Consider the following 16230-nt stretch of genomic DNA (forward strand, 5'->3'; position numbering starts at 1 on the left):
AGGTAAGTAATATGAAATTAATAATTGGTAACGAATCGATTAACCTGATAACGAAAGAGAGTGACTTCATAGAAATATTCGCGGAGGAATTGAATAACCAAAAAGATAAAATCATCACGTACATAAATATGAATACGATTAACTTGCTTTACGAAAACAATGAATACCTCCGGTTTATGTCGAAAGAATGTCTCTGTATGGTGGAGGGTACTGGTATGTGGCTCTCTTTATTATGTAAAAATGTACGCACTAAAAGAGTATTGTTTACAGATGTGCTGTTAAACTTCTTCAAAATTATATGTAAAAGAAAAATGAAATTATATTTTATTGGGGGAAACTATAATGTTGAATTGCTGCATAAAAAAATTTACCCGCTGAAATTATCGGGATACTTAAATGGATATTCTAATAAATATGACTGGTCGTCGATTGTGGAGGAATTAAACAAAGCTGATTTAATAATGATCGGTATGGGACAGCCTCGACAGGAAATTATGGCAATTGAATTAAAGAGTCTATTAAATGAAAAACATATAATCTGTTGTGGTGCATTCATGGATTACTATACCGGAGTAACAAGAAGAGCACCTTCGCTGCTGCGTAATTGTGGTATGGAATGGCTCTATAGAATTTATGACAACCCACAATTGTACTGGAAAAGATATTTGATTGGAATTCCAAAATTTATTTTTAGGGCTAAAGGCGTAATTGTTGAAAAGTAAATAAAAGGATGTCGATGAAGCGGTATTCGTTAATCCTTATCTTCCTGCTACCATTCAGTATATTTTCACAAACATATTATAATTATTACGACACCACAATTACTTTCTCAGATAATGATTTATTGACAACTTTAGATGAATCCAGGCCAGGCGCTCCTTCATTAAAGTATATTACTGTTTTTATTGAATTAAAGGGTCCCAATGAATCAGTGTCTGAAGTTAATACACAAGTTTTAGAATCTAGTAGGACTAATCTTTTTAATATTAATCCAGCAATCAAACAGGTTAACGATAGCATAATTACATATGATAATTTAAAGCGTGTTTATGACGAATATATTTCCGGCTCTGACTTTTATCCCTCAACAATAGCAAAATTTATTGGTAATGTATATCTGTCAGGACAATATTATGCAGCTCTTAAGGTCTGCCTGCAGCAGTATGAATGGAAAAGCAATACCATCAAAACATTCAATAAGATTAAAATTACAATGAAAACAAAAATACAAGGAACAGTTAAAGACGCAAATACTTCAAGTGGAAATAGATGGTACAATTTCGGTGTTAATTACCTGAAATTCAAAATTGGACAGGAAGGAATTTACAGAATATACTACGATGATCTGCTCAATATAGGAGTAAATTCGACATCGATTCAGTCCAATAAAATACAAATTTATAATTATGGATTGCCTATTCCAATTTATGTCTACGATAATAACGACGGCAAATTTGATGAAGGGGATTATATTGAATTTTATTCGGATATTAACAGGAATCGCGACGACTATAAAAAGATAGTAGCTGAGGGCAAAGACTATATCGATTATATGAACAGATATACGGATACTACAATTATCTGGCTGACATTTGAATCAGAAGACTTTGTGAGAATTAAACCAGTTTATATCAAAAGTATTGACAATACCGATACAATCGATTATTCATTGAAAAAAATACATTACGAAGAAGATAATTTACTCTGGTACTACGATGCTGTTGAACCTCGGACTCAACTTCCATTGTGGCAGGAGCATAAAGTCTGGACGTGGAGAGCACTCGGTAGCAATAGTAGATTCAGTTTAAATCTCAATTTGGATAATATTATTCAAGAAAGAGGAATGAAAGCTGAAGTTCGCTTGATAAGTAATTCTTCCGATGTGAAAACCGGAGCACATAAAGCATATATTTCGCTGAATGATTCAGAACATAGCGACACTCTAACATTCAACTATAAACAGACCGTTAACTTAAAAGCAAAGTTTGATAGAATTAATGCATCAGACAATAAGCTTACCATTTCCACCTTACCAACACAGGCTTCGTTTCATCAGTCATTGATTGACTGGATTGACATTGAATATTACTCACGAAATTATATCAGAGAGCAGGAAAAAATAATAATAGATGAAAACGTCAGTCGAGGTGTTAAAGCAATAAAGGTTAATTCCATATCAAAAATTGAGAATCTTATAGCATATAAAATAGATCCGGGATTTTCAAAAATGGAAATATTAAAAAACGGTGAAGGCAGTTATTATTTTGTAGATTCAGTTTTCCCCGGAAATATCTATTTAATTACAGCGGAATCAAATATACAAAAGCCAACTTTCTGCGGCGTAAGAAAATTCAGAAATTTATCTGAAGAAACGGTAGCTGATTATCTCATTCTTACGCAAAAAGATTTACTCGAATCCGCAGAAGAATATAAGTCCTTTTTAGAGGAGAACTATGGAATAAATGTAAAAGTGGTTCTATCAGAAGAAATTTATGATAATTATTCGTACGGCTATCCTTTCCCTGAAGCCATAAAAGAATTTCTTAGAGAATCTTGTTCTAATCGTATTAGTAGCTCCCCTGAATATTTATTGATAATTGGAGATGCAAATTATGACTACAAAAACAAATTCAAATCCTCTATGTCTTTCAAGAAGAAAAATATATTTCCTTCATACGGTTTCCCTGTGAGCGATAACTGGTTCGTAATTTGGAACGATTCTATCCCGATTCCACAAATTGCAGTTGGTAGAATTCCAGCTGTAAATAATGAACAGGTGCGATTCTATCTCGAAAAACATCGTCGATATTTGTTAAAGACGTATGACAGCTGGAATAAAAGTTTTATGTTTTTTAGTGGAGGAGATCCGTCAAAACCCGAGCAACTTAAGGCATTGAAAAGTGCAAACTATAAAGTATTTCGTATGTTTATTAATAATCCTCCAGTTGAAGGGAAAGGAGCTCACTTTTATAAAACAATAAATCCATTTTCCAATTTCAGTAATATGTCATTGGATTCGGTTCGCAATATAATCGATGAAGGTGCAATTTTGATTTCTTACATTGGTCACAGCGGTACACAGACATGGGATAACGGAATTTTAAGTGTGAATGACCTGATGAATAAGTACGAAAACCGGTATCCGCTGATTACGGATTTCGGCTGTTCTACAGGTAAATTTGCCGAACCCGATATCGTTTCGTTTGCAGAAGAATTCATTAATAATAATTCAGATGGACAGGCGATTGTGTACTTTGCTAATTCGAGCTGGGGATATCTTTCAACTTCATTAAATTTTCCACCGCTTTTCTACAATTATTTTCTCGACGATTCTCTTATTTCCGTTGGTAAGCTTTTCAACAACGCTAAACAAAAGCTGGTTGAAAATAGCGGATTGAATGATGTGGTGAAAGTATTTTGTTATTGCAGTCACTTATTCGGCGACCCGATTATCAAAATAAAATTGCCCCAAAAACCTGACCTCGTTTTTAAATCAGAATTACTCTCAGTACCTGAAGAGGTTATAAAAGATAATCAAAAGAATATAACAGTTAACTTAGTGTATTATAATTTTGGAAAAAGTGTAGAGGATTCATACTCTGTAAGAGTTGAACATATATACAATAATGTTCCGGAAACTAAAATTATAAGATGCTCAAAATACAAATACAAAAATGATTTCAGTCTCAAAATCGATATTCAAAATCGGCCGGGCGAACATATTTTGATTTGTACTCTCGATTGTTATGATGAAATTGATGAATACGACGACTCAAATAATGAAACGATAATTAAGTTTAACGTGATTCCCTCAGATATACGTTTGCTTTTAGGAAGCAACTTATATACAGGCTGGCGAGATACAATTATATTTTTAAATCCACCTTATATTGAAAACGACAAATTAGAAATCCAGCTATCAGATAATCAAAAGTTTCAGGGGGCGGAAAAATTTATTATTCCTTTTAGCAAGGTTACTACTAAGTTCTCTATTCCGAAAAGTTTTATGAATAAAAGGATATGGCTAAAATATAAAAATGAAAAAGATACGATCTGGTCAGAAATTTATTCAATAGCACCTCAACAGTACGACTGGATATTTTCAGAGCCTCTCGACACAACAGGAACTAAAATTCATGGATTGACCTATGATTCCGAAACGAAAAGCTGGTCATTTATTAAAAAAGAAAAAACATTAAAACTTGTATCGGCCGGACAAACTGTGGGTAGTATAGCATCTTTGCAGATTGATAATTTAGAATGTTTCCCAACTACATATTTCTGGGGTATCGCTGCAGCTGTAATTGACACTACAGATCTGGATGTGATAGATACAAAATATTTTCTTTATCCATCGTCGAGCTCTGCCGAAGAGCTGATAAGATTCGTCGATACTCTAAGTGATAATTATTATGTCGCAATGGCAATTTGCGACGATGGTTATCAATCGGTTATCAGCTATAAGGGTGGTAAGCCCGTAAGGGATGCAATAAAAAAATTGGGCAGCGAATTGATCGACAGTGTCGGTTATCGTGATTCCTGGTGTTTGTTAGGTAAAAAAGGCGAAGGTCAAAAGCAGATTTATGAAGCATATAAAAGCCAGTATAACGGACTGGCATCGATAGCTTTAAATAAAAAAGTACTTGCTAAGTCAGGATATATTTTAACTCCTGGTATCGGTAAATATTCATGCATAAGAAAAATTTATTACAGTTCGAATTTAGGTAATAATTTGTATGCGCTTTGCGAAAATTATAATAATTTAATAGATACTCTGATTGTAGATACATCATCAGACTATCGCAATCGTTTAACCAATAAATACTACCGAAGCATAAATTTTCTAATAAAAGCAGATGTAGGAGATAATCATGCGCAGGCGTTTCAATATGTTGCTGCAGATGTAGTATTGCCACCAGAATTGGTAACCAGTTATGAAACTATTAATATAAACAAAGATACTGTTTATGTCGGCGAAAATATAATTCTCTCTTTTGAAGTATTAAATGCAGGAGGAGAAACCGCATCTGATTTTGATATTAAGATTTTAGTAAATGGCAGCGACGAATATATAATAAATGTCGACAGCATTGAATCGTATGAAGCGAAAAAATATATTATCTCAATTGGCACCGAGAATTATGACGGAGCAGTTGAATATGAGATTATTATTGACACTGAAAATAAAATTAAAGAATTCTATGAAGATAATAACATCGCAAAGGGTACATTTTATGTTAAACAGGAGATTGCAAGACAGGATTTATATATACGTATAGACGGGTATGAAATTTATGATGGAGATTATATATCTCAAACGCCGCTAATAGATATAGAGTTATTTGATTATTCACACCGAAAGCTAAGCGATACTTCATATATGAAAATATTCTTAAATGGCCAACGTGTAAGTTATTCGTGGGAAAACGTTCAATATAGTTTCAGCGATAATAACCCTAAAATTAAAGTGGCTTATAATCCCCGTTTGTTTGATGGTGAATATATTCTCGAAGTATTTGTTTATGATTTTTATAGTGATACAACGAAACTTATAAAATCTTTGCGTTTCAGAATTGATAGGAAACCGCGAGTGCTGGATGTTTATAATTATCCAAATCCATTCGAGAGCGAGACATTCTTTACTTTTCGTTTAACACAAATTCCCGACGAGCTAAAGATTAAAATATTTACAGTTGCCGGGCGCTTGATTAAAGAGATAGTTATTGATAGAAGTTCATTAAAATACGACTTAAACAGAGTCCTTTGGGATGGCCGCGACAACGACGGCAACATTCCAGCTAACGGGATTTATCTCTATAAAATGATTTTGAATTACGGCGATAAAATAGTTTCTGCGTTGAATAAACTTGCGATATTAAGATAATTTAACATCTCAAATCTTCTCTAATAACTCCATTTATTCTTATTTTTGCAACAAAAAAATGGAGAAGCTATGAATTCTTCTTTAGAAGATTTTAAGAAATATCGAAGCAAGATGAACGAAAGAATCCTTAATTCGGGATTTAGAGACTTTAATAAATTTTTTACTCTCGACAATAAGGCATATTATAAAGGTGCACTCGATACCAAAACAAAAGAGTTAATGGGATTGGTGGCTTCAATGGTGTTGAGATGTAACGATTGCATTCTCTACCATATCGACAGGTCGATTGAAGAAGGTGCTACTGAACAGGAACTTTACGAAACATTTAATATCGCTTTGATTGTAGGCGGCTCGATCGTCATACCACATCTCCGTTTTGCCGTCGAAAAGATGGATGAAATTTTTGCAGCTAACAAAAAAGAGGAATCAAAGTAATATGAAAATTATCTTCGCTACTCAGAATCAAGGAAAAAGTAAAGAAGTTAAAAATATTTTAAATGGTGATAAGCTGGAAATTTATTCACTGTATGATTTGGGAAACGACATTGATATTGAAGAAACGGGAACCACATTTAAGGAGAATGCTCTTATAAAGGCAAAAACAGTATACGACATTTATAAAGTGCCTGTAATAGCAGACGATTCTGGAATTGAAATAGAACAACTCGATGGACGGCCGGGAGTTTATTCTGCCAGATATGCCGGTGAAAATTGCACTTATGACGACAATAATAAAAAAGTATTGAAGGAACTGGAAGATAAACCTGAACCTCACATTGCGCGGTTTATTTGCCATGCTATTTATTACGACGGTAAAAATACAATCGAAGCAATTGGTGAACTGAAAGGCATAATAACAAAAACTCCTGCTGGTGAACACGGATTCGGATACGACCCCATCTTTATTCCCGATGGATACAATAAGACATTGGCAGAATTCGAATTAGATGAAAAAAATAAAATAAGCCATCGCTCTATGGCGTTTAAGTTACTGAAAGAAAAAATCCTTAAACTGAACGATTAATTATTTTTCTGCTATTACTACCTGTACCAATCCGAAGGTGAGTGAGTATTTTGATATTTTATCGAAGCCCGAATTCTTCAATAGTTTAACGAGGTCGATATTTCTATCGAATTCACCCACTGATTCAGGTAAATAATGGTAAGCTTCAGAATCGCGCGAGATTATTTTGCCGATAGTCGGTAGTATTTTGTTAAAGTAGAATAGATAGATGCTGCGTATAAATTTGTTTTCAGGTAGGCGGAATTCGAGTATGGTTACTTTCCCGCCGTTTTTCAGTACCCGTCTGAATGAATCAAATCCTTTTTGAATGTCGTAAAAATTTCGTACGCCGAAAGCCACGGTTATATTTGTAAAAGTATTGTCTTTGAATGGAAGTTCTTCAGCAATGCACTGAACTATACGTCCTTTAATCCATCCAGACTTTTCTTTGAAATGTGAAAGCATATTAAAAGATAAGTCACCGCCAAAAATATTGCGCACGCCTTTTTTATAAGCAGTTATTGCAAAATCGCCAGTACCACAAGCCATATCCAGCAATATGCTTTCATTGTTCAACGAACTCAACTCTATAGCTTTTCGCCTCCAATAGTAATCCGTACCCGCACTCAAAAAATGATTCAAAAAATCATATTTCGGCGAAATCGTATCGAATATTCTTTTTACTTTTTCTTTCTTTTTAATATCTGCTTTCATTTCAACTGGCTACTCGTTAAATTAATTAACAAAAATAGGAATAAAATATGGATAAATATATAAACGCCATAAAGAAAAGAGTTTGTTCAATTTGTGCTGATTCAGACGAAGATGGGCGTTGTACTTTGACTGATAACGAAAAATGTGCAATCGAAATATTTTTACTAAAAATTGTTAATATCATTCATCAATCAAACAATAAAGAAAATATTAATTTGCTCTACCAGGAACTGCAAGAAAAAGTGTGTTCAGAATGTAAAGCCAGAACACAAAACGGGAATTGTTATTTGAGAAGAGATTCTAATTGTTCATTGGATAGATATTTCAGTCTGGTAGTTGACACCATTCAACGTGTCGATGCAGGTTTTATGTTTTGAATAAAATTATACAATTTCAAAAATTCTTCCGTCGATAACTCTTCGGCTCTTTTATGCAAAAGACTATCGAGGTTGTTAAAGTCAATATCTTTGAACATACTGTTGCCAAGTGAATTTTTCAGTGTCTTTCTTCTTTTTCCAAATGCTGCTTTAACAATATCGATAAATAATCTATCGTCAAAATTTTCTGGTATTTTCTTATTGAACATAATTTTGATGATTGCGGAAAATACTTTCGGTTTTGGATAGAACACATTCGGAGATATTTTGAAACATAATTTTACTTCTGAAAAAAAATTCATAATAACGCTTAAAATGCCATAATCTTTAGTACCCGGAGAAGAAATAATCCGTTTTGCAACTTCATATTGAACCATTAGTAGTGCGTCGGAAACCGATTCTCTTTCTTCAATTAATTTGAATAAAATTGGGGAGGTAATATTGTAAGGAATATTTCCTATTATTCTTAATTTGCTATCAGGCGCTTTTAATTCGTGCAAAGTAAGGGTAAGAAAATCCCGGTTGATTATTTTTGCCAGCGAGAATTTTTCTCTAAGCTCATCAATCACTCTTTTATCAATTTCTACTATAGTTAGACTTTTAGTTTTATTGTATAATTTTTCAGTCAGAGCTCCTCTTCCTGGCCCTATTTCTAAGATATTATCGCCTTCTTTTATATCGAACTCGTCGATTATTTTTCCTATGATATTTTCATCCCTGAGGTAGTTCTGGCCAAACCTTTTTAAAGGACGTGGATTTTGTTCCATCCTAACTTCCGATTTATTTAATAATTTTCAATAGACAAATATTCGGTTTATATTTGATATCAAAATTTAACAAAATATGTTCGAAATAATATTCTTAGTATCGCTGTCGTTTTATTTTGCCGAATTGGTAATCTTTGCTATAGGAGCAAGGAAAGTTTATTATAAGATAAATAAAGGTGAACTTCCTTCGATAAGCATTATCGTCGCGGCAAGAAATGAAGAAGATAACATTATACCATGTCTGGAAGCGCTCGATAAATTGGAATATCCAGAAGATAAAATCGAAATTATTCTCGTTAACGATAATTCAACAGACAACACAGAAAAACTGATTGCTGAGTTTATTGAAGGGAAGAGTAAATTCAAGTTAATTGTACCCGAGAAGCAGATTGGGCATCTCAAGGGTAAAACAAATGCTCTGGCTAATGGTGTAAAAATTGCCAAAGGGGAAGTAATCCTTACAACCGATGCCGATTGCATAGTTTCGCCCACGTGGGCAGAAACAATAGCACGGTATTACGACGCCGATACTGGCTTTGTCGGAGGTATTACTACACAATTGGATAATACGATTTTTCAAGGTATCCAGGCAATCGATTTTGTATATCTTCTCACAATAGCCTCAGGAGCACAAAATCTGGGCAAACCTTTGAGTTGTATCGGTAATAATATGTCGTATCGTAAGCAAGCATATCTCGATGTCGGGGGATACGAAGGAATTCCTTTTTCTATAACTGAGGATTTCAATTTATTACGAGCAATTGATCGGCTGAATAAGTACAAAATTAAATATCCTCTTGACCCTGGGGCTCTGGTTGTTTCAAAACCATTACCTGACTGGAGATCGATCTACTGGCAGAAAAAGAGATGGGGCGTCGGCGGCATGGAGAGCGACCTTATCGGCTATCTTGTTTTTGTATTTGGGTATTTAACTCATGCTTCTATTCTACTTTCTCCGTTTTTCTTTACCCCCAACGTTTTATATCTAATTTTGTTCAAGGTCATTACCGATTACTTTTTTATTTCCCCTGTCTATAAAAAGCTCAAATTAAGGCTAAAAATTTCACACTTTCTCGCTTTTGAAATCTATCTAACTTTATATGTAGTATTACTCCCTTTGATGGTATTACCAAACAGGAAAATCAAATGGAAAGGCAGAACTTATTGATCACTATTCATGAAAGTATTATGAAGAAAATTATTACCGCATTTCTATTAATTTTTATAAATCTTTCATTAAAAGCTCAAGGAAATTTTCAACTGTTTCCGTCTGATCTGAACGTCCAACCTTTTACAGCAAATATCCTGGAACCAAAACTCGGATTTCTCTTTCATACAACAAACAACGAACTACGCCTTGATATTGGCAATTCAGTCGATTTAGTAAGATGGGGAAGCGGCACGGAAAGTTTTTCTGTAGGAGCCGACCTCTTTACTTTTACTCTTTTAAGAAGTGAATCCGATTTCCATTTTCCAGTTGATGCTGTGGATTATCTCTTCGGTTTAAATGCTGCGTGGAACGTTCGTAGTGGATACGACGGATATGGAGTCCGATTCCGACTCAGTCATATAAGTGCCCATTTCGTAGATGGTCATTATGATTGGCAAACGAATGATTGGCGCGAAGGTAGGAGGCCTCGTGTATACAGTAGAGAATTTATTGAATTCATCCCGTTCTATAATATTAATTCACTGAGACTATATGCAGGTTTTACTTATCTTTTTCACGTTGACCCAAGTTATATTGGGAAAGATAATTATCAATTCGGTTTCGATTATTTTTATGACGGTTTTTTCAAAACGAATTTATATCCTTTCATTGCGTATGATTTCAGATTGCAACATATCAATAAATATTCGGCTACACATAATTTAATGGCAGGATTAAAATTTGGAAAAAGTAACGGAAGAGGGATAAGTTTATATCTCAATTATTTTTCGGGTAATAATTTCCACGGAGAATACTTTGATAGCAGAGAAAATTATTTTTCTTTAGGATTTAATCTGGATTTATAAAATGGAAGACGAAATTTACGACATTTACGAACCGCGCAAAATTAATAAAGAAAAGAACAATTATATCGTACATATTGGATTATTTGTTGTTACATTTCTTACAACTCTAATTGCTGGTATGGAATGGACAACGGGTTCAATGGGACCTTATGAGATGACCGAAATATCGAAGGGACTTCCTTATGCGGCTTCGATTCTTTTCATTTTGGCGTCACATGAATTCGGGCACTATTTTGCCTCTGTCTATCACAATGTAAAAGCAACCCTTCCGTTTTTTATTCCATTTCCGCCGGTCCCAGGTTTCTTCAATTTCGGGACAATGGGTGCAGTTATTAAAACAAAGTCGCCAATTCCCGATAACAAAGCAATGTTTGATATCGGCGTGGCTGGACCTCTTGCCGGTTTTGTGGCGTGTCTGATTGTGCTGATCTATGGTTATACGCACCTGCCTCCTGTCGAATATCTTTTATCAATACACCCAGACTATTTTTCGCCTGATTATGGGAAGGATGCAGTCAATCTAGAATTCGGTTCGACTTTGTTGTTCGAGTTACTGAAAGCAATTTTTGCCAAACCGGGAAATTTTATTCCACCGATGAGCGAAATTTATCATTATCCTTACCTGTGCGTAGGTTGGTTCGGTTTATTCGTAACAGCAATGAATCTGATTCCTGTCGGGCAACTCGATGGGGGACATATCATTTATTCAATGTTTGGCACCAGAATACATGAAGCTATTGCCAGCATTTCGATGTCGTTACTGATTATTTTAGGTGTCTTAGGAATATTGGACTCGACGCTTGCCCTGAATCTTAAGATTGGCTGGTCAGGCTGGCTTTTTTGGGCCTTGATTCTTTATTTTATAATAAAAGTTAAACATCCTCCCGTTCCTTATTTTACCAGGCTTGGCAAGGGCAGGATGATACTCGGCTATATCGCAATTTTGATATTCATACTTTCTTTTTCACCAACTCCGTTTATTATTAGTTTTTAACTCTACTTGACTATTAGAGAGAAGTATTCTATTTTTGGTTCAAAAAAGAGAGAAAAGGTTATAGAAAAACTGTTACTCTAAATTTCGTAAATAGATACTTAAGAGGTAATTTCTATGACCTTTTCTTTTTTTCACATTAAGTTGTATCCTCTTTTAATTATTCTTGTACTTTCATTATTTACTGCCTGTGAAGACGAAATACCTACTGGAGTAATTGAATCATCCCGTAATAGTTTAGTCATAAAAAAAATTATAGTATCTGACTGGTTTGCCTACTCGCCAAACGATTCGCTTTTTAAATTTCAAGTCGAAATTAACAATTCGGATTTTATAAAAGAATTCTGGGTGCAATTAAGGTTGGCTGACGGTTCAGAAACCTTAATTGAGTATATGGCTTTAAAAGACGATGGCGACCTTACAGGTTCAGGAGATATTTCTGCGGGTGACAATATTTTTTCGGTATTATTGCCCATGAGTAAACAGTTTCCCTCAGGGAAATATGTTATTGAAGGATTTGTATTAGAGAAAAACGAGGCGTCTCTTGATGCAAAAAAAGTCTTTGCCTTCTACCTCGACTATAACAGTGAAAGCGAAAATTATTCTCCTGAGATTACCGAAGTTATTGTCCCTTCATCTGGAAGCGTGAATCAACGTATCACTTTATCTGTAAAGGTTTCCGATCCGAATGGATTGAATGATATTATTGAAGTTTACTACGAGTTGTATCGTCCGGATGAAACTCAAGTAAAAAACAGTCAGGGTATTTCAAAATTTCCGATGTTCGACGACGGGAACAGCAGCAAAAACGGAGATGCAAACGCAGGGGACGGTGTTTATACGGTTTTTATTCGTTTCCCGGAAGGACAACCTTTAGGTAAGTGGAGGTTTGTATTTAGTGCACGCGATAGGTCTGGTGCAATTAGTAAACCTGTTGAATTCTATTTCATTCTCAATTAAGCTTTAGGTGCAAAATGTTTTTTAATCTAAGAAGTAAGAAATATAGTATGGTGATATTATTAATTATTATGGTGTGCATGAGTAAAATTATCGAGGCTCAACAGTTTTCATTTACATATAAACTTGAGAATATTATATCACAAGCGCAGGGCAGCAATGAAGTGGAAAAGATATTGATTATTAACGATACAATATGGCTCGCCACTTCAAAAGGATTGAGTAAGTCGGAAGATTATGGTAAAACATGGATTAATTACTATCGTCATGAATCTTTCGGGGAAGAAGGGATCTCAGCCATAGCATATCATAATGGTACAATCTGGGCCGCCACGTGGCATCTCGAAGATGCTGCTGGTTCATCCGTACCTTATGGTACAGGGCTTAGATATTCACAAGATGGAGGCAAATCGTGGGTTACTGTAGAACAACCTGTTGATGCCCCGAGCGATTCGTCGATTATCTATGGAATTAATACTTTGAGAGCGCTGCCAGTAACTGTAGCACACAATAATTTTGTGTATGATATTGCTTTTACTGGTGATATTATTTGGATAGCATGTTTTGCCGGAGGCCTGCGTAAATCCGAAGATATGGGAAAAACCTGGACGCGAGTGGTTCTTCCACCGGATTATCTCGATTCAATTAAACCAACTGACCAGCTCAATTTTTCGTTACAGCCAGTGGCAGGTAAATTCGGCAGCGAGTCGTATCTGAATCATAGAGTTTTTTCGTTACTTGCAATTGACGATTCGACACTATTTGTCGGTACTGCTGGAGGAATAAACAAAACTACAGACGGCGGTGTAAGCTGGAAAAAATTTAACCATACTAATCAGAACAATCCAATTAGTGGGAATTTCATTCTCGAATTGTCACACAATACTGCAGATAATTCAATTTGGGCTGCCACATGGCGTGCTGAAGGTAGTTCAGAATATTACGGACTGAGCGTCTCCTTCGATGGACAGAAAAATTGGGAGACTTATCTCGTAGATCAGAAAGTCCTTGGAATTGATTTTAAGTATTATGACGACGGCACCTACGACGTATTCGCAGCCACAGAAGATGGATTATTCAGATCGAATGACCGACTTAATTACTGGATAGCAGCGCCGAGAATTTATGATAGCAATTCTGGCGTCGGTACGAATTATGTAACTCGCCGTTTCCGCTGTGTCAAGGTTTATCAAAAGAGTAATTATACCGATGTATGGATTGGTTCTCTCGATGGATTAATCAGATTTAACGATATCAATAATAATTGGGAAGGCAATTGGAAGGTTTTTCTGGCTTCAGAAAAGCTTGAATCCAACAACTCGTCCTATGCATTCCCGAATCCTTTTTCGCCTGACAATGAAATCGTCCGAATCAAATATAACTTGACCAAACCTGCCGAAGTTACAATTCGGATTTTTGATTTCGGAATGAATTTAGTCAAAACGGTAATTCAAAACGCTCACAGAAATTTGCAGGGCGATCAATTTGAAGTCTGGAATGGAAGAGATGAAGCGGGAAACTTTGTACCCAACGGCGTCTATTTTTACAGGATTGATAAAGGAGATGATAGCGAACCTCTCTTTGGAAAAATTATGGTACTCAGATAAAAAGTTAAGAGAGAAAAATGAAAAAAAATAAATTAATCTTGGTTGCAATTCTTTTTCTAACTACAAGTCTATCTGCTCAATACTCGGCGCTTAACAGCAAAGCGGGTAGCTTTAGCCGTCTTGGATTTGGCGCAAGAGGTATGGGGATGGGAAATGCAATGTCTTCTGTAACAACTGGTAATTTAACTGCTTATTATAATCCTGCTGTTTCGGTTTTTCAGGAAAGCAGTTTATTTCAGGCTTCATACTCATTCCTTTCTTTAGATCGCTCGTTAAATTTTATCGGATTTACTAAAAAATTCGGTTTGGGAAAAATTGTATCACCCGAAGGAAAAGAAAAATTCAGATCTTATGCCGGCCTTAGTATTGGCCTTATAAACGCTGGAGTTTCAGATATAGATGTGAGGGACGATGCCGGTGAGAAAATCAAAAGCATTTCAACATCCGAAAATCAATTCTTTGTTGCAGTTGCGAATAGATTCTCGGAAAAATTAGCTTTGGGCGTCGCATTTAAATTCTATTACTTTAGTTTATATGAAAACATGACTGCTACATCAGTTGGAATTGACGTAGGCGCTATTTATTCTTTAACAAAAGAAATGAATTTGTCGCTTGTTATTTCCGATTTGAACGCTTCATATAAATGGGACTCGTCAAACATTTATGGAGAGAGTGGTAGAAATACTACCGATAAATTTCCGCTAATTAAAAAAATGGGATTATCCTATAAACTTGACAAACCCAATTTGCTGCTTGCAGTTGAATGGCAGGGTAGCAATGTCGGTTCGAACATTTTACGTGGCGGTATCGAATATGAACCAATTGACAATTTGCACTTAAGAGGAGGTCTCGACAGATTTGAAATTTCCGAAGATGATATTCCTGTGCGTCCTTCATTGGGTTTTTCGTATCTTTACGGCATGAAAAATCTAAATCTGGGTATCAATTATGCATTTGTCGTTGAACCGTACTCAACTTCAGACCAACACATTATAGGAATTAATATACTTTTCTAATATGAAAAAAATAATTTTTTTATTATTCGTTGCATGGGGAATTATCTCAGGGCAGTCTTCACAATCGACAGGACTTTCAATTTTAAAGAACGGCGTCGGTTCGAGAATTATTGCAATGGGTGAATTGGGAGTTGCCCAGACTGATATTTATGATTTTGTGTATAATCCATCATTGCTCAGTCTCGATAAATCTACTTCTTTTTCATTTACACATAATACAAGGTTCAATGATATCGGTACTCAATATTTCCTATCGAAACTTAATTTATGGGGTATACCTGTTGGACTGACATTTGCATCTACTTCAATCGATGATATTGAAATAAGAACGCGTCCAGGTGAAGCGGATGCGACATTCAATGCCAACTATTTTTATGGCGGTGTTTCATTCTCGGGCAAAATATACAGTTCGTTCTTTGCAGGAGCCACGGTAAAATTTGTTTATGAAAATCTTTATACCGACGACGCTTCTGGCTTGGCTTACGATCTTGGCTTTTCTTATTCCGGTTTCGCAGATAATTTATTAGTTGGACTTTCAATTAGAAATCTCGGTAAAATGAATAATCTAAGGTACGAAGCTTCCGACCTGCCTTCTGAAGTCAGAATTGGAGCTTCTTATAAATTATTTTTCAATAACATAAATATTCTATTTAGCGCCGGCACGCAGAAATATTTTTACGGAGATAATTTACATCTGCACGGCGGGTTTGAAATTGATTACTCGAACACACTTTTTTTGAGAGCAGGTTATATGTCGGGATATTATTCAAAAACATTATCAGCAGGTTTTGGTGTTAAATGGAAAAATATAAATCTCGACTACGCATTTCAACCGTATCAATATAACCTGGGTGATTCACATTCCTTTAGTATATCATATTCATTCAGATAAAAAAAT

14 protein-coding genes are annotated in these 16230 nt (G+C 35.2%); 12 read left to right on the plus strand and 2 right to left on the minus strand.

Going from position 1 to position 16230, the window contains the following annotated elements; genetic code table 11:
* Nucleotides 1-11: 11 nt before the first annotated feature.
* From ACSSV9_RS09205 to rdgB, 4 genes are all read left to right on the plus strand, one after another.
* Nucleotides 12-722 (plus strand): WecB/TagA/CpsF family glycosyltransferase, encoded by a 711-nt coding sequence (locus tag ACSSV9_RS09205; RefSeq protein WP_437346960.1) that lies wholly within the window; start codon nucleotides 12-14, stop codon nucleotides 720-722.
* A gap of 14 nt (nucleotides 723-736) precedes the next feature.
* Nucleotides 737-5884, plus strand: a complete 5148-nt coding sequence (locus ACSSV9_RS09210) for a C25 family cysteine peptidase (protein ID WP_437346961.1) — start codon at nucleotides 737-739, stop codon at nucleotides 5882-5884.
* 69 nt (nucleotides 5885-5953) lie between these two features.
* Nucleotides 5954-6319 carry a carboxymuconolactone decarboxylase family protein gene (locus ACSSV9_RS09215; protein WP_437346962.1) on the plus strand — a complete coding sequence of 122 codons (366 nt, stop codon included), beginning with the start codon at nucleotides 5954-5956 and terminating at the stop codon, nucleotides 6317-6319.
* A gap of 1 nt (nucleotide 6320) precedes the next feature.
* On the plus strand, nucleotides 6321-6908 hold the full coding sequence (gene rdgB, locus ACSSV9_RS09220; RefSeq protein WP_437346963.1) for an RdgB/HAM1 family non-canonical purine NTP pyrophosphatase: 588 nt from the start codon (nucleotides 6321-6323) through the stop codon (nucleotides 6906-6908).
* On the opposite strand, the gene ubiE is transcribed toward rdgB, so the two are convergent.
* Nucleotides 6909-7601: a bifunctional demethylmenaquinone methyltransferase/2-methoxy-6-polyprenyl-1,4-benzoquinol methylase UbiE gene (gene ubiE, locus ACSSV9_RS09225; RefSeq protein ID WP_437346964.1), complete on the minus strand. Its 693-nt coding sequence runs from the start codon at nucleotides 7599-7601 to the stop codon at nucleotides 6909-6911.
* Nucleotides 7602-7648: 47 nt separating this feature from the next.
* Here ubiE and ACSSV9_RS09230 point away from each other — a divergent pair, with 47 nt between their 5' ends.
* Entirely contained in the window at nucleotides 7649-7978 is a 330-nt protein-coding gene (locus ACSSV9_RS09230; RefSeq protein WP_437346965.1) for a hypothetical protein, read from the plus strand.
* Here ACSSV9_RS09230 and rsmA read toward each other — a convergent pair.
* Nucleotides 7948-8745: a 16S rRNA (adenine(1518)-N(6)/adenine(1519)-N(6))-dimethyltransferase RsmA gene (rsmA, locus tag ACSSV9_RS09235; RefSeq protein WP_437346966.1), complete on the minus strand. Its 798-nt coding sequence runs from the start codon at nucleotides 8743-8745 to the stop codon at nucleotides 7948-7950. The two genes, ACSSV9_RS09230 and rsmA, sit on opposite strands and share 31 nt — an antisense overlap.
* Before the next feature lie 76 nt (nucleotides 8746-8821).
* On the opposite strand from rsmA, the gene ACSSV9_RS09240 reads away from it, so the two are divergent.
* From ACSSV9_RS09240 to ACSSV9_RS09270, 7 genes are all read left to right on the plus strand, one after another.
* Nucleotides 8822-9913 (plus strand): glycosyltransferase, encoded by a 1092-nt coding sequence (locus ACSSV9_RS09240; protein WP_437346967.1) that lies wholly within the window; start codon nucleotides 8822-8824, stop codon nucleotides 9911-9913.
* Nucleotides 9914-9933: 20 nt separating this feature from the next.
* A complete protein-coding gene (locus tag ACSSV9_RS09245; protein WP_437346968.1) occupies nucleotides 9934-10761 on the plus strand; it encodes a DUF1207 domain-containing protein in 828 nt (275 codons plus the stop codon).
* Between the two features lies 1 nt (nucleotide 10762).
* A complete protein-coding gene (locus ACSSV9_RS09250; RefSeq protein WP_437346969.1) occupies nucleotides 10763-11755 on the plus strand; it encodes a site-2 protease family protein in 993 nt (330 codons plus the stop codon).
* A gap of 114 nt (nucleotides 11756-11869) precedes the next feature.
* Nucleotides 11870-12712, plus strand: coding sequence for a hypothetical protein (locus tag ACSSV9_RS09255; RefSeq protein ID WP_437346970.1), 843 nt, complete (start codon nucleotides 11870-11872; stop codon nucleotides 12710-12712).
* A 47-nt stretch (nucleotides 12713-12759) separates the two neighbouring features.
* Nucleotides 12760-14316, plus strand: coding sequence for a FlgD immunoglobulin-like domain containing protein (locus ACSSV9_RS09260; protein ID WP_437346971.1), 1557 nt, complete (start codon nucleotides 12760-12762; stop codon nucleotides 14314-14316).
* A gap of 17 nt (nucleotides 14317-14333) precedes the next feature.
* Nucleotides 14334-15332: a PorV/PorQ family protein gene (locus ACSSV9_RS09265; protein WP_437346972.1), complete on the plus strand. Its 999-nt coding sequence runs from the start codon at nucleotides 14334-14336 to the stop codon at nucleotides 15330-15332.
* 1 nt (nucleotide 15333) lies between these two features.
* A complete protein-coding gene (locus ACSSV9_RS09270; RefSeq protein ID WP_437346973.1) occupies nucleotides 15334-16224 on the plus strand; it encodes a PorV/PorQ family protein in 891 nt (296 codons plus the stop codon).
* The last annotated feature ends 6 nt before the right edge of the window (nucleotides 16225-16230 follow it).

The organism is Melioribacter sulfuriphilus (assembly GCF_051488685.1).
GTDB lineage: Bacteria > Bacteroidota > Ignavibacteria > Ignavibacteriales > Melioribacteraceae > Melioribacter.

Bases quoted from the DNA above. Each gene is read 5' to 3' on its own strand.
- ACSSV9_RS09205 (WP_437346960.1), top strand. From the start codon at position 12: ATGAAATTAATAATTGGTAACGAATCGATTAACCTGATAACGAAAGAG.
- ACSSV9_RS09210 (WP_437346961.1), top strand. From the start codon at position 737: ATGAAGCGGTATTCGTTAATCCTTATCTTCCTGCTACCATTCAGTATA.
- ACSSV9_RS09215 (WP_437346962.1), top strand. From the start codon at position 5,954: ATGAATTCTTCTTTAGAAGATTTTAAGAAATATCGAAGCAAGATGAAC.
- rdgB (WP_437346963.1), top strand. From the start codon at position 6,321: ATGAAAATTATCTTCGCTACTCAGAATCAAGGAAAAAGTAAAGAAGTT.
- ubiE (WP_437346964.1), bottom strand. From the start codon at position 7,601: ATGAAAGCAGATATTAAAAAGAAAGAAAAAGTAAAAAGAATATTCGAT.
- ACSSV9_RS09230 (WP_437346965.1), top strand. From the start codon at position 7,649: ATGGATAAATATATAAACGCCATAAAGAAAAGAGTTTGTTCAATTTGT.
- rsmA (WP_437346966.1), bottom strand. From the start codon at position 8,745: ATGGAACAAAATCCACGTCCTTTAAAAAGGTTTGGCCAGAACTACCTC.
- ACSSV9_RS09240 (WP_437346967.1), top strand. From the start codon at position 8,822: ATGTTCGAAATAATATTCTTAGTATCGCTGTCGTTTTATTTTGCCGAA.
- ACSSV9_RS09245 (WP_437346968.1), top strand. From the start codon at position 9,934: ATGAAGAAAATTATTACCGCATTTCTATTAATTTTTATAAATCTTTCA.
- ACSSV9_RS09250 (WP_437346969.1), top strand. From the start codon at position 10,763: ATGGAAGACGAAATTTACGACATTTACGAACCGCGCAAAATTAATAAA.
- ACSSV9_RS09255 (WP_437346970.1), top strand. From the start codon at position 11,870: ATGACCTTTTCTTTTTTTCACATTAAGTTGTATCCTCTTTTAATTATT.
- ACSSV9_RS09260 (WP_437346971.1), top strand. From the start codon at position 12,760: ATGGTGATATTATTAATTATTATGGTGTGCATGAGTAAAATTATCGAG.
- ACSSV9_RS09265 (WP_437346972.1), top strand. From the start codon at position 14,334: ATGAAAAAAAATAAATTAATCTTGGTTGCAATTCTTTTTCTAACTACA.
- ACSSV9_RS09270 (WP_437346973.1), top strand. From the start codon at position 15,334: ATGAAAAAAATAATTTTTTTATTATTCGTTGCATGGGGAATTATCTCA.